Origin of the sequence: Pyxidicoccus caerfyrddinensis (genome assembly GCF_010894405.1) — a bacterium.
In the GTDB taxonomy this organism is placed as follows: domain Bacteria; phylum Myxococcota; class Myxococcia; order Myxococcales; family Myxococcaceae; genus Myxococcus; species Myxococcus caerfyrddinensis.
Map to the genome: position 1 here is coordinate 535,563 of NZ_JAAIYA010000001.1, position 13,316 is coordinate 548,878.

Sequence of the window (13,316 nt, forward strand, 5' to 3'; positions counted from 1 at the left end):
CCCGTGCGACAGAGCCTGAAGCCATGCCCAGTCCGACCCCTCCGAGCCCGAATAGCCCCGACCGCTGGTTCCCGACGCGCAAGCCGCTGACCGAGCCGCGCATGCGGCTGTTCTGCTTCCCCTTCGCGGGCGGCAGCGCGGCCATCTACAACGCCTGGGGCGCCGGCATGCCCGTGGGCGTGGAGCTGTGCGCGGTGCAGCTCCCCGGCCGCGAGCGCCGGCTGATGGAGAAGCCCATCGACAGCCTCCCGGCGCTGGTGGACGCGCTGCTCCCCGTGCTGGCGCCGCTGCTGGACAGGCCCTTCGCCTTCTTCGGCTACAGCATGGGCTCGCGCATCTCCCTGGAGCTGACGCGCCGCCTGCACGTGCGCAACGGCCCCATGCCCAGGGGCCTCATGCTGGCCGCCGCCGGCCCGCCGCGGGAGAATGACCGCGAGCCCATCCACCACCTGCCCGAGGCCGAGTTCATCGCGAACCTGCGCAAGTACGACGGCACGCCGGAGGAAATCCTCCAGCACCGCGAGCTGCTGGAGCTGCTGCTGCCCACGCTGCGCGCGGACTTCGCGCTCGCCTGGTGGGAGAACGGCAACCACCCCGTGAAGCTGGACGTCCCCATCTCCGCCATGGGCGCGGTGGGTGACGCGCACGTCCCGGTGGCCAAGCTGGAGACGTGGCGCGAGGAGACCTCGAACGCGGACTTCCGCGTCCGTCACTTCCCCGGCGGCCACTTCTTCATCCGCCAGCACCAGGACGCCATCCTCACCGCCGTGCGCGAGGACCTCGCGCGGTGGATGGCCCCGAAGCCCTGATGTCGCTTCACGCCGCCTGATAACGGGGCGGCGTGGTGTCCCCGGCCAGCGGCACCGTGAACTGCCAGCGCACGCTCAGCGGCAGGCCCCGCGCCCGCCGCAGCGCCACCGCTGCCTGGTGCCGCTCGGACGGCTTGAGCTGCACGAACTGCCACGCCTCCGGCTCGTCCCGCATGCGCGAGTCGAAGGAGATGCGCGGCGCCTGCTCCGGCTCCAGGTGGAAGGCGAACTGCTCCAGCGGCAGCGACAGCCCGGCCCCGCGCGCCTTGATGTAGGCCTCCTTCAGCGTCCAGTACTCGAAGAAGCGCTCGCGGTGGCGCTCCTTCGGCAGGCCGCGCAGGGTGGCCACCTCGGTGGGCGCGAAGTAGTGGTCGGCGATCTCCACCGTCTCCCCTTCGCGCTGCGCGTCCTCCACGTCCGCGCCCAGCTCCGCACCCGTCCCCACCGCCACCAGGGCCATGCCGTCGGTGTGGGAGAGGTTGAAGCGCAGCTTCGTGCCCCACTCGCCCTGTATCTCCGGCCGCCCGTACGCGTTGGTCGCGAAGGTCCACGCGGCCGGGGCCACCGGCGCGTAGCGGGAGAGCGTCAGCCGCACCAGCGCGTGACTCACCAGGTACTGCCGCTGGTGCCGCTCGAAGCGGAAGCGGCGCTGCTTCTCGCGCTCCCTCGCGTCCAGCAGTCCCCAGTAGGCGTCCAGCAGCTGCCGGTCGTCGATGCGCTCCGGCTCGACAATCCAGACGTGGACCTCATCGGGCCGCAGCTCCAGGAGGTTCGAGACAGTCGACATGCCCCACATCTACCACGCCGTCACGCCGCCCGCGTAGGCTGGGGGGTGGCCCGGAGCACCGCCTTGCCGGGCCGGGGGGAAGACCCATGGACCTGATTGCCGCGACGAAGAAGCTGGAGACGCTGCGCACCCTCATGGCCGGCCACACGGACGCGGCCGAGGAGCGCCGCATCCTGGAGCTGCTCACCGGGGCCGGCGCCGCGGAGCTCAACTTCCTGTTGAGCAACGTGGATTTGGAAGCGCTGCTCGGCGACATGGATGACCGCCTCATCGGCCCGGACAACCAGACGGCCCTGCTGGAGTTGCTGTGCGTCCAGCGTGCGGCCGAGCTGTCCCTCCCCTCGCGCGCCAGCCTGGTGACCGCGCTCCAGGTGGGCGCCACCCGCCTGGAGGCCGAGCGCCGCGTACGGGACTTGTTCCTCGGGCTGCATGGCCGCGAGCTGACGTCCTTCAAGAACCTGCTCGACGCGGGCGGCAACCACCAGGATTTGGAGAAGCTCCTCTTCGACGACGTGGACGACCCGGGCGTGCGCGAGGAAATCCTTACCCACATCCGCCGCGAGGCGGAAGGCTCGCCCAGCGGGGAGAACAAGGTCCTCAGCGACATCGACGACACCTTCTACGCGAACCTCAAGGACAAGCGGTACCCGTCGAAGACGGTGTACCCGGGCGTGCTCGGCTTCTACGCCGAGCTGGACCGGGGCCCCGGCATCATCGCCGGCCGCGAGGGCGACCTCACCTTCGTCACCGCGCGCCCCATGGACGCGCTGGGCGTGGTGGAGAACATGACGCTGGACACCCTGCGCGAGCGCGGCGTCCCTCCTCCCGCCGTGCTCTCCGGCAGCTTCGCCCACCTCGTGGGCAACTCGCGCATCGCCGACAAGAAGTTCGACAACTTCCAGCGCTACCTGCGCGTCTTCCCCGAGTACGGCTTCGTCTTCGTGGGCGACAGCGGCCAGGGCGACGTGGAGTTCGGAGACCGGATGCTCGCGGCGGCCCCGCACTCGGTGCATGCGGTGTTCATCCACGACGTGGTGGACACCCCGGAGGCCACCCGGCAGGCCTGGCGGGAGAAGCGCATCTACTTCTTCGACACCTACGTGGGCGCCGCGGTGGAGGCCTTCCACGTGGGCGTCATCGCCCGGGACGGCGTGGCGCGCATCGCCCGCGCCGCCCAGGAGTCCATCGCCGGCATCGCCTTCACCACGCCCGGCCAGCGCGAGGCCCGGCAGCTCGAGCTGGAGCGGGACTTGAAGCGCGCGGCGGCCATCACCGCCCCGCCGACGACTGCGGCACGCTGAGTCCCAGCTCCAGCGACAAATCGAAGGTCAGGTCGGGCGAGGTCGCGCCCACCTGCTTCACCATGACGGCGACGGTGTTCTCTCCCTGCACGAACACGTCCGGCGCCAGCGTCACCGTGGCGCTGGCGTTCTCCGTGCCCGCGTTGGCGTACTTCGCATGCGCCGTGGCATTGGTATCCACGTTGCGATAGAGCACCGGCGCTCCGTTGACGTACACCACGAGGCCGTCGTCATAGAGCACGCTCAGCGTGGCGCTCGTCACGGTGCCGGACACGGTGACCTTCTTGCGGAAGTAGACGCTCGTCTGCGACGGTGAGGTCCGCGTGAGCACCGTCGCCTCGTCCCCGTCGCCATAGCCGAGCTGGCCCGCGCCGGACAGCCAGGCGCTGTCGTTGTACCCCGCCGACGTCCACGTCGAGCCCGGGTCCTGCCCGTTGTCGCGGAACTTCCAGGTGGAGTGCCAGGGAATGGGCGTCTCGCGCCGCACGGTGGAGATGGAGAAGACGGCATTGCTCACGTCCACGGGGGCGCCGCCTCCTGCGCGGGACACGCGCACCATCGCCTGCGTCGTCGGCAGGTTCGGCACCTGCCACGTGTACGCGCCGGTGTTCACCACCCCGGAGGCGATGGGGGCCCAGTGGGTGCCCCCGTCCACCGACAGCGCCAGGTCCACGGCGGACACGTTGCCGCTGGTGTTCCAACGGAGGGTGGCGGAGGTGCCGACGACGAGTACCTCGCCTCCGTTGGGAGACACCAGGGTGAGCGTGTCCTGCGAAGGCCCGTCGTCGCTCAGCTCCGCCTCCAGGCCCAGCGCGAAGGTGAGGTCGTCGGATGCGCCGTTCACCTGCTTCACCATGACCGAGATGACGTTGTCCCCCACCACGAAGGGGTTGCCCGACAGCGGCACCGCGGCCCGCTCGTACTCGTTGCTCACCGACGCGGAGGCGTACGCGCCAAAGCCCACGCCGTTGTCCAGGTTCCTCGCGAGGACGGGCACGCCGTTGACCCACACGCCGATGCCGTCGTCGTAGAGCACCTCCAGCTGCGCGCGGGTGACGGGCTTGTCGAGCGTGACGTGCCTGCGGAAGTACACCGTGGGCTGGGCCGGCGACGTGCGCGTCAGCAGCGTGCCCTCGTCCCCATCTCCGTAGCCGAGCTGCCCCGCACCGGACCGCCACGCCGAGTCATCGTAGTTCCGCAGCAACCAACCCGAGCCGAGGTCCACGCTGCGGTCGTTGTACTTCCACACGTCGCTGAACGACACGAGGCGCCTCGCCTTCGGCGTCACCTTCGGCACCATCACCATCTTCCCCACGGACGGCACGCCCCGCTCGTCCACGAGGAAGAGCATGTAGGGCCCCGGCGGTGCCTCCACGTTGGTGGCGGGCGCGGTGACGTTCAATCCGTCCGCCGTCGCGGTGAAGCCCAGGGTGAGGAAGCGCTGTCCCTGGTCCATGGCGTGCGTGGGCGCCCCCAGGCCGATGAGCGTCACCTTGCGGATGGACGCCGCCTGCGGTGTGGACACGCTGAAGCGCTTGCCCGGCTCGACGAGGCCTGGCGCCGAGGCGACGGTGGGACGCGTGCCCTTGAAGAGGTAGGGCGGCGAGAAGACCTCCATCGTCCGCACGTTGCGGCCGCCGCCGTGCAGCACGCGTCCGTCCGGCAGCAGCAGCGACGTGGCGTGGTAGCCGTGGAAGTCGCTCGCGGAGGCCAGCTTCGTCCACTTCGCCGTCGCGGGGTTGAAGACCTCCGCGTACTTCACCGCGCCAGAGGCGGTGTTGAAGCCGCTGGCGCTGGTGCCCCCGGTGATGAGCACCGTGCCATCGGGGAGCATGGTGGCGTTGTGCTGCCGCCGGGGCAGCGACATGGACGCGGTGTAGCGCCACGCGGGCTTGGGCGGGTTGAGGTCGATGATTTCCGTGGTGGCCGTGGGCGGATCTCCACCGCCGACAAGCATCACCTTCCCGTCGAAGTACACCGCCGGGCCGTAGCTGCGTCCCCCGAAGAGGCTGCGGCCGTACTCCCACCAGGTGCCCGTGCCGTACCAATCCAGGAACAGAGTGTCGCGCCGCGGGGCCGCGAAGAAGAGCTTGCCGTTGGGCGCCACGAACATGCGCGGGTAGTAGGGCAGGTCCCGCACCGCGGTGGACAGGTCTCGCAGCGTGTTGGCGGGACCGCTGTCCGGGCCGCCCGTCTGGTACACCTGCACGAGCTGGTTGATCATCCCCGACCCGTGCGTCTCTCCGGAGAGGATGGCCACGTCCCCGTTGGGCAGCGTGGTGTTGGTGGGGTACCAGCGGTGGTCGTTCATGTCGGGGCCGGGGAACCACGTGTTGGTGGCCCCGTCGTAGATGCTCGTCTGCGACAGCCCCACGTGCGACTCGGTGTGCCCTCCCGTCACCAGCAGTCGCCCGTCTGGGAGGAAGGAGTGCCCCGAGCAGAAGATGTTGTAGTCGGGCACCGCCGCTTGCGTCCGCGTGCCGGTGGCGGGGTTCCACAGCACCGGCGGCCCCTCGCCCTCGTCGAACTCTCCGAAGACGAACACCTTGCCGTTGGGGAGGAGGTTGGCGTGGGTGGCGGAGATGGGCCAGGTGCCCAGGTGCGTCCACTGCCCGACGTCGGAAGGTGCCTGCGCCCGGACCTCGCCACTGACCACCAGCGCACACGCCCACAGCCACACCGCGAGCCCTCGCGGTGCCCCCCATCCTGATCCTGATGACATGGCTCTCCCCAGGCGACGCGGCCGGAAGTCCGGCGGCAGAACGTGAGCGGCTCGGGGCCCCCCGTCATCCCCGGCACCAGTCGCAAGCAACGCCTGGAAGTGGACGGGATTGCCGCTCGGGAGCTGCCCACTCTTCATCAGTGGACCTGTACGCATGGGCAGTTGGCGGCGGCCCCCGTCCCGCCAACCTTCCGGTCGCTCATATCGGGGGCTGCGGAGGCACGTGTGCCTTTGCGTGGCAGGAGCTCACAGGCGTGACGGAGAGCAGGACCTAGATGGAGCTCTTTCCCATTCATCTGCTGTTCATCATGGTGTTGATGAACCGCTACATCCTCGGTCCGTTGCTGCGGCGCCTGCGCGGCCAGCAGTTCGACCGGGTGGACGACACGTACCGACCGCGGGTCGCCATCGTCATTCCCCTCTTCAACGAGGGAAAGGGCATCTTCCATGCCGTCCGCAGCCTGCTGGAGCAGGACTACCCCAGCGAGCTGCTGCAGATCGTCGTGGTGGATGACTGCTCCAAGGACGACAGCTTCGCCTGGGCGCTGAAGGCCGGCGAGGGCCACTCGAATGTCATCGTGATGCGCAACCCGGAGAACATGGGCAAGCGCAAGGGCATCAACCGGGGCGTGAAGGCCGCCGTCGACGCGGAGATCATCGTGTCGGTGGACTCGGACGTCATCGTCGACAAGTCCGCCGTGCGCCAGCTGGTGCGCCGCTTCACCAGTCCGCGCATCGCCGCCGTGGGTGGCCGCACCTACGTGACGAACCGCCATCAGAACTGGCTGACGCGGATGATTGAAATCAAGTTCCACTTCGCCCAGGAGTGGCTGAAGGATTTGGAGCGCAGCTTCCGGCAGGTGATGTGCCTGACGGGCTGCCTCACCGCGTACCGCCGCTACGTCCTGCTGGAGCTGGAGCCCATCCTCGAGGCGCGCTCCATCGCCGGCGTCCCCATCAAGTACGGCGAGGACCGCTTCCTCACGCGGCAGATCGTCAAGGCCAACTACGAAACGGTCTACACGCTGGACGCGTTCTGCTTCACCGCCGCGCCCGCCACGCTGGCCGGGTACTTCTCCCAACAGCTGCGGTGGCGGCGCTCCAACCTGGTGGACCTGCTGGGCGGCCTGTCCCACGCGTGGCGGCTGCACCCGGTGGTCACCGTCCACTACGTGTCGCAGCTCGCGCTGTTGCTCTCGTACCCGGTGGTCATCGTGCACAACGTGATCAACGGCGAGTTCTGGGACATCCTCGCCTTCCACTTCCTCGTCATCGGGCTGCTGGGCGTCATCTACCGCTTCGAGACGCGCCACCTGCCGGAGGACCGGCGGGTGCATGGCGCGAGCTTCCTGCCCATGGCGCTGCTGATGCCGGTGACGTACGCGCTCTTCACGCCGCTCGCGCTCTTCACGCTGGACTCCGGGAGCTGGGAGACACGGGGCAGTCCCAGCTCCGCTCCAGCCACGTCGCCCGCGGACAACCGCAGCGGGCTTCCGCCCACCCACGCCGGTGAGGGCTCGTCTTCATGAACCAACGCGTCGCCAATCGCATCAACTCCATCGTCGTCTCGGCCTACAAGTTCATGGGCTCGGTGCTGCTGGCGTTGATCATGCTCGGGCTCATCTCCTTCCTCGCCGTGCAGGGCTTCTTCCTGGTGAGTCGCGGCTGGGTGTCGCCCACCGTGGTGTCGCCCACGGACGAGGAGATCCTCACCCTCAGCACCCAGGTGGCGGCGCAGACCTCCGCCCGGGACCACGTGCTCACGGAGCGGCGCACGGTGGAGGACCGCATCGCGGACACCGAGCGAGTCATCGCCGCGGAGCGCTCGTTCCAGCAGCGCTTCCGGGTGGCGCTGAATGGCGAGCGCAACGCGAGGGACCGCGTATCCCGGCTGCTGACGGAGCTGCGGCGTGAGTACAGCCTCGCCCGCGCTGAAATCGTCCAGTCCAACCGGGCCTTCTCCGGCCTGACGCGCGTGCGCACGGACGCGCTGTACGGCGCGCGCCTGCTGGAGCAGGAGGACAAGCTCACCGTCAACCACCACCTGGCGCAGCTCGCGCAAAGCAACCTGTCGCTGGCGCAGAGCTCGGTGGATCTGGAGATGAAGCTGGAGTCGCTCCAGCGGGAGATGGCGGGCCTGGCGGCGGTGCAGAAGGGGCTGGGCCAGGAGGCCGCGCCGGACGGGATGACGACGGGCGTGCTGCTGCTGGAGCGCGAGTTCACCCACTCGACGCTGGAGCTGGCCCGCGCAGAGGCCACGCTCAAGAGCCTGAGGCAGGACCTGCAGGCGCTGGACGACGTCGCCCTGCGGTACGAGACGCTGATCGCCTCGCTGCGCGCGTCGCCGTACCTGCGGGCCATCGAGAAGGACCTGATGGTGGCCTTCGTGCCCTACGAGAACCTGAGCCGTGCCGAGCAGGGCACCCCGCTCTACGCCTGCGAGGCGAAGCTGTTCTGGTGTCACGAGGTGGGCGTGGTGGGCAAGGTCCTGGAGGGCGAGGTGACCCTCAAGCACCCCATCCGCCAGTACATGCTCCGCGGCGTAATGGTGGAAATCCAGCTGTCTGACACGCCCGCCGCTCGGGAGGAATTGCTCCACCTGGGCCGCCCTCCGATGCTGTTCTGATTGCGCCCTCCCCCGGAGGTGGAGACGGTCTATGCGGATGATGCTCACTGGCGGTGCGCTGCTGGCCCTGGCCGCGCGCACCGCGCTGGCGCAGTCGGAGCCCCCGGCGGAGGCAGCGCCCAGGCCCAGACTGGAAGACCGGGCCGACGGCTATTGCGAGTTCGTGCGCGGCGTGGCGGACGCGGACGCGGCGCTGGAGCTGGCCCCGGAGGTGTACGCCAGCATTGGCGTGGTGAACGCGGGCGAGGCGAGCGGTGGTGTCGGCACCACCGGGCTGGGAGAGCCGAAGCCGCGGGTGACGGCCGGCCTCAGCTACGACTTCGTGGGGCTGTACCGGGGCAGCGCCCTCCGCAAGCGCGCGGAGGCGGAGTGCCGTCGCCAGCGCGCCGTGGCCATGCTCGAGGCCGCGGTCCACCAGGGCAGCGGGCTGGGCGAGGACGCCGCGCTGGCGGCCCGTGCACGCGTGCTCGACGAGGCCCTGCCCCGCGCCGAGGAGCTCGTCACGGCCCTGCGCAATGACCTGCGCGACGGCCGGAGCACGCTGGAGGAGCTGAACGCCGTGCAAGTGCGGCTGGACGGCCTGCGCGCGCTGGCGACGACGACCGCGCTCGCCCGCGAGCGGCTGGCGGGAAGGCCCCGCGTCGCGGAGGGCCAGCGGATGGAGACGCTGCTGGAGGAGCTGCGCACCGCGGATGACACGGTGGAGTCGTACTCCGGTGGCCTGCGCCGCGCGGAGGCCTGGGAGCTGAGCCTGCGGGGTGGCTACGACAAGGTCTTCGACGTGGACCAGGGCACGCCCCTCTCCGGGCAGCTCATGCTCAGCTATGACCTGGGCGACCTGTGGCAGGGCTCCGCCAACGCGCGGGCGCGTGAGGGCCGCCGCCGGGCGACGCTCCAGGACGTTACCGGCGTGCCCCAGCGCGTCGCTGAGCTGATGGCGGAATTGCGCGCCCTGCAGCACACCGAGGAGGGCCGCCTGCGCGAGGTGTCCACCCTGGTGACGGACCTGGAGGGGCAGCTGCGCGAGGTGGAGTCGCTGCAGACGCGAGAGGTTCGCCGCTTCCGCGACTACCTCCTGCTGGAGCTGACCCGGCTGCGCGCGGAGCAGGCCTACCTGCGCGCCCATGTGGAGTCGCTCGCCACGTTCGTCGGAGCCGGGAAGCCGTGACGCCGCGGAGGGCCTCGCGGCACGTGCTCACGGCCTGTGTCGCCGTGGCCGTACTGCTGGGGCTTGGAGGCCTGGCGGTGGGTGCCTCGGACGCGGGCCCGAAGGAAGGGAAGTCCGCGTCGTCGGCGCGAGCCCCCGCGTCCCCACGAGCGCCTCGCGAAGGAGGCCCGCGCATGTCGGCGCCCATATCCCTGTCCTCGCTGGACGTGACGGAGGGCGAGCTGCGCTCCGGACCGGAGGGACACCTCACCGTCGACGGGCCTCGCATGCGCGCGGTGCTGAAGGGCGCGACGCCCTCCTCCGCCGAGCTGCGCTTCACGGTGCTGGGGCCCACGGTGCGGCAGGTGGCGCTCGCCTCGGGTGAGCAGCGCCAGCAGGTGGGCCTCAAGCTGCGCGCGCTCGACGGCTGCAACCTGGTGTACGTGATGTGGCGCATCACCCCGAAGCCGGGCGTCGTGGTGAACTACAAGCGCAACCCGGGGCAGCACAGCAGCCGGGAGTGCGGCAACGGCGGCTACACCACCGTGCGCCCCGCGCGAAGGGCGTCCGTGGACGCGCCCGCCCCGGGCACCCCGCACACGCTGCGAGCCCTGCTCGAAGGCTCCACGCTGCGCGTCTGGGCGGATGGCCAGCTCGCGTGGGAAGGCGTGCTGCCCGAAGAGGCGCTCGCCAGTGACGGGCCCGTGGGCCTGCGCTCGGACAACGTGCGCGTGGCCCTGCAGCTCTTCAGCCCCGTGCCCTGACGCGCGACTCCGGAGGGGGCCGGCCTCCCGCACCGGCCCCTACCCCGCGGCGTCTACACGCGCGGCTGGGCTTCCATCACGGGCGCGGCCGCCTTGTCGGACTTCTCCGACTCACGCTCGGACACGGGCTCCGCGCAGAGGCTGGAGTTGTTCTGGGTGCAGCGGCCGCCGTTCTGCATGTCGAACTGCCAGCGGTGCCGCGGGCACACCAGGTAGCGCCCCTCCTCCTCCCAGCCTCCGGACATGTCCGCGCCCTGGTGCGGACAGAAGCGCTGGATGGAGAAGCGCTTGCCTCCCACCTCTACCTGGGTGCGCTCGCGCTGCGCCTCCGTGGAGCGGATGCCGTCGCAGAACTCACGCATGTCCTCGATTTCCACGCCGAGGAAGCCGTGCAGCACGGGCTCGTACACGTCCGGGTTGCGGCTGAGGCGCAGGCGGAAGGACAGGAGGAAGTCCTCCCAGTTCAGCTTCCGGTCCAGCACGCGCACGATGTCCACCGCGCTCGCCTTCATGGTGTAGCGCACCGACTCGCGAATCTCCGGCACCACGTCCACCCGCCGGCCCTTGAAGTCCACGCGCAGCAGCCGCGTGGGGAGCTCCGTCAGCTCCACGTACAGCGGCATGCCCACCCGCTCGTGCAGGTCCAACAGGTCCAGCTTGCGCTGCAGCTCCACTCGCAGGCGCTCGTGGATTTCGTCCACCTCCGCGCGCATCATGTTGCGGCGCCGCTCGCGGAAGACGTGCTCCTGCATGGCCGCGTAGTCGCGCAGGTACTGCCCGAGGTTCTCCGGCGTCACGCGCTCCGGCGACAGCGAGACGAACTCCAGCGAGCGCACGTCCAGCACGTCCCCGGGCATGGGCTCCAGGTAGCGCGTGGCGGCCTCCGGCAGCCGCTTCTTCATGAACTCGAAGAGCTGCGTCGCACTCGGGAAGATGTTGACCTTCTCGAAGTTGAGGTGGAACTGCGTCGGGTCCAGGAAGCACGCCGGGCCCGCCGCGGCGATGTACGCGCGCGGCTGCACCTGCTCGAGCGCGCGGGCCACCGCCTCGAACTTGCTGTCGCGCTTCTTCAGGGAGATGGCCGCGTACGTCTCGGGCGCGTACTCGTAGCAGGTGGGGTGCCAGATGGCCCCGGAGAACTGCGCGGAGAACACGTCGATGGGCCCCTCCTCCGCGACGATTCGCACCATGCGGTCATGGAGCTTGCAGTCGTTGAGGTTGAGGAAGCACTGGTTGTCCCCGCGCACCATCACCGCCGAGTCGCGGTTGGTGCCCTGCTCGGAGACGAAGAGCTTGATGTAGCCGCCCTTGATGGGAATCTCGCGCGCGTCCTCGCAGGCGATGACGCGCTTGCAGCCGTACTTCGCGAAGACGTCCTGCAGCTCCGAGCGGTGGAACTTCGGCACCAGCACCGTGAAGTCCCGCCGCTGCACCGTGGCGAGGAACTCCGGGTCGAAGTGGTCCTTGTGCTCGTGGCTGATGTAGAGGTACCGCTCCTTGCCCGGGGTCTCCAGCTTCTCGCGCACCAGCGGTGCCAGGTGGTGGTTGCGAGGGAGCTGCATCCACGCCGAGTCGAAGGCGCCCCGCGAGGTGAGCCACGGGTCCATGACGACGATGGCCCCCGCGGTCTCCACGACGAAGCCGGCGTGGCCCAGGAAAGTAATCTGCATGGAGGTCGTCCCTACCCTTCGAGCGTGATGTGGGCCGGCGACTGGCGCGTCGGCGCCCGAAGGCTGGGAACCCTCCGACACCCCGGCCACCTGCCCTCCAGTACAATGCGGACGTCCGCCGGCGGACGCCTCCCGCGTTCGCCAGGAAACACGAAGGGCGCGAAAGGCCTCCGCCCTCCGCGCCCCCGTTGGCTTCACGACACCGGCTTCACCACGTCACACGGATGAAGCCGGCGCACACCTCTGACTACGGCTGGATTTCACGGACGGACAGCCACTTGAAGTCCACGTCGTTGGCGTTGTCCCAGCGGAACGTGGCGATGGGGCCGCCCCACGTAATCGGCATGGCGCCCACCGCGCCGCCGCAGTGCTGGGCGTCACCGCCCCAGTTCCCGGCGTCCACCATGTCGGCGACCTTCTTCCAGGTGACCTTGTCGGCGTTCTCGTTGACGTACAGCTCCAGGTGCACGGCCTCCTTGCCGTTGGCCTGGGTGTTGCGCATCACGGCCTTGAAGCCCACCCAGCGGCCCTTCAGCGCCGAGGTGGCGGGCTGGTACGGGGCCTGTTCGTAGGAGACGTGCCACGTCTCCTTCTGCCAGCGGGCGCGGCCGTCGTAGTGCAGGCCGCCCTTGTAGCTGCTGCCCTCGCAGCCGGAGTTGTCGTCGTTGTGCTTGCCGCCGCGCGCGTACCAGTCGAAGTTGTCCGAGGTGTCCTGCACCGCGTTGAGCTTCACGAAGCCCGTCATCTCGATGTTCTTCCAGTCGTTCGGCGCCTGCATGTAGCCGCGGCTGGCCATCACGTCGCGGTCGTACGTCGGAATCTTCGCGGCGCTGTAGCCCGTGGTCGTGGAGACGCCCATGCGCACCTGGCTGCTCTTCATCTTCCAGGAGCCGTCCGCGTTGCGCGTAATCGCCTGCTGCGGGTCGAAGCGCGTGTCCGCCGTGGCGTTCTCCGCGAGGAACCACTCCTCACCGCCGGCCGCGCTCGGGTACAGCATCGTCACGCCGAACTTGTCCGTGCCCGGCTGGGAAGGGGTCGGGGCGGGGGCCGGCGTGGGGGGAGGCGTCGGAGCGGGGACCGGGTCCGGAGCGGGCGTCGGGACGGGCGCGGGCGCCCCCGGAGTCGGCGTGGGGCCAGGCGCGGGAGTCGGCTCCGGCGAGGGCTCGGACGGGGTGGGGCTCGGCAGCTGGGGCTGCTCTACGGGCGGCTCGACGGCCCCTGGCGTAGTGGTTCCTTCGTTACCAGGGTTACCGCAGCCGGAGGCAGTAGCCAGCGCGAACAGCGCGCCACACGTCGAAGCGAGAAAACGGTTCCGGATCAATGCTCTGTCCTTCTTCGGGGGCCACGAGAGTGACGGGGCCGCGAGCGCCATCGCGGGCGGCCTTCAACGCCGCGCCCTCGTCCCAGAAGGCCGGAGCTGCCTTCGCGGGGGGGACGGGGACGCCTGGCTGGTCTCGATGACCCGTGACTGTTCAGTCCAACCGGGACGG

The 13,316-nt window shown here is 69.9% G+C and carries 10 protein-coding genes; 6 read left to right on the forward strand and 4 right to left on the reverse strand.

All coding sequences use genetic code 11. The features are described 5' to 3' along the window. The first annotated feature begins 23 nt into the window (after positions 1 to 23). Entirely contained in the window at positions 24 to 809 is a 786-nt protein-coding gene (locus G4D86_RS01945; protein ID WP_163988742.1) for a thioesterase II family protein, read from the forward strand. Between the two features lie 7 nt (positions 810 to 816). On the opposite strand, the gene G4D86_RS01950 is transcribed toward G4D86_RS01945, so the two are convergent. Beyond that, entirely contained in the window at positions 817 to 1,596 is a 780-nt protein-coding gene (locus G4D86_RS01950) for a 4'-phosphopantetheinyl transferase family protein (protein WP_163988744.1), read from the reverse strand. An 86-nt stretch (positions 1,597 to 1,682) separates the two neighbouring features. On the opposite strand from G4D86_RS01950, the gene G4D86_RS01955 reads away from it, so the two are divergent. Further along, positions 1,683 to 2,897, forward strand: a complete 1,215-nt coding sequence (locus tag G4D86_RS01955; protein WP_163988746.1) for a phosphatase domain-containing protein — start codon at positions 1,683 to 1,685, stop codon at positions 2,895 to 2,897. Here the strand turns inward: G4D86_RS01955 and G4D86_RS01960 are convergent. Further along, on the reverse strand, positions 2,866 to 5,619 hold the full coding sequence (locus tag G4D86_RS01960; RefSeq protein WP_163988748.1) for a galactose oxidase-like domain-containing protein: 2,754 nt from the start codon (positions 5,617 to 5,619) through the stop codon (positions 2,866 to 2,868). The two genes, G4D86_RS01955 and G4D86_RS01960, sit on opposite strands and share 32 nt — an antisense overlap. Before the next feature lie 275 nt (positions 5,620 to 5,894). Here G4D86_RS01960 and G4D86_RS01965 point away from each other — a divergent pair, with 275 nt between their 5' ends. The 4 genes from G4D86_RS01965 (at position 5,895) to G4D86_RS01980 (ending at position 10,156) form a co-directional block, all read left to right on the forward strand. After that, entirely contained in the window at positions 5,895 to 7,148 is a 1,254-nt protein-coding gene (locus G4D86_RS01965) for a glycosyltransferase family 2 protein (RefSeq protein WP_163988750.1), read from the forward strand. Beyond that, the gene (locus G4D86_RS01970) at positions 7,145 to 8,245 is read left to right on the forward strand and encodes a coiled-coil domain-containing protein (protein ID WP_163988752.1); all 1,101 of its coding nucleotides are present in this window, start codon (positions 7,145 to 7,147) and stop codon (positions 8,243 to 8,245) included. Before G4D86_RS01965 ends, G4D86_RS01970 begins: the two co-directional genes overlap by 4 nt. 37 nt (positions 8,246 to 8,282) lie before the next feature. Further along, positions 8,283 to 9,413 (forward strand): hypothetical protein, encoded by a 1,131-nt coding sequence (locus tag G4D86_RS01975; protein ID WP_240359988.1) that lies wholly within the window; start codon positions 8,283 to 8,285, stop codon positions 9,411 to 9,413. Between the two features lie 173 nt (positions 9,414 to 9,586). Continuing rightward, on the forward strand, positions 9,587 to 10,156 hold the full coding sequence (locus G4D86_RS01980; protein WP_163988756.1) for a hypothetical protein: 570 nt from the start codon (positions 9,587 to 9,589) through the stop codon (positions 10,154 to 10,156). Between the two features lie 53 nt (positions 10,157 to 10,209). On the opposite strand, the gene G4D86_RS01985 is transcribed toward G4D86_RS01980, so the two are convergent. Then, a complete protein-coding gene (locus G4D86_RS01985; protein WP_163988758.1) occupies positions 10,210 to 11,826 on the reverse strand; it encodes a Rieske 2Fe-2S domain-containing protein in 1,617 nt (538 codons plus the stop codon). A 247-nt stretch (positions 11,827 to 12,073) separates the two neighbouring features. Further along, complete coding sequence (locus G4D86_RS01990; RefSeq protein WP_163988760.1) at positions 12,074 to 13,147, reverse strand: carbohydrate-binding protein; 1,074 nt, start codon at positions 13,145 to 13,147, stop codon at positions 12,074 to 12,076. Positions 13,148 to 13,316 lie beyond the last annotated feature (169 nt).

What these genes read in the sequence shown, in the direction of transcription:
- G4D86_RS01985 (WP_163988758.1), bottom strand. Translation starts at nt 11,826, where the DNA reads ATGCAGATTACTTTCCTGGGCCACGCCGGCTTCGTCGTGGAGACCGCG.
- G4D86_RS01945 (WP_163988742.1), top strand. Translation starts at nt 24, where the DNA reads ATGCCCAGTCCGACCCCTCCGAGCCCGAATAGCCCCGACCGCTGGTTC.
- G4D86_RS01970 (WP_163988752.1), top strand. Translation starts at nt 7,145, where the DNA reads ATGAACCAACGCGTCGCCAATCGCATCAACTCCATCGTCGTCTCGGCC.
- G4D86_RS01950 (WP_163988744.1), bottom strand. Translation starts at nt 1,596, where the DNA reads ATGTCGACTGTCTCGAACCTCCTGGAGCTGCGGCCCGATGAGGTCCAC.
- G4D86_RS01955 (WP_163988746.1), top strand. Translation starts at nt 1,683, where the DNA reads ATGGACCTGATTGCCGCGACGAAGAAGCTGGAGACGCTGCGCACCCTC.
- G4D86_RS01960 (WP_163988748.1), bottom strand. Translation starts at nt 5,619, where the DNA reads ATGTCATCAGGATCAGGATGGGGGGCACCGCGAGGGCTCGCGGTGTGG.
- G4D86_RS01980 (WP_163988756.1), top strand. Translation starts at nt 9,587, where the DNA reads ATGTCGGCGCCCATATCCCTGTCCTCGCTGGACGTGACGGAGGGCGAG.
- G4D86_RS01975 (WP_240359988.1), top strand. Translation starts at nt 8,283, where the DNA reads ATGATGCTCACTGGCGGTGCGCTGCTGGCCCTGGCCGCGCGCACCGCG.
- G4D86_RS01965 (WP_163988750.1), top strand. Translation starts at nt 5,895, where the DNA reads ATGGAGCTCTTTCCCATTCATCTGCTGTTCATCATGGTGTTGATGAAC.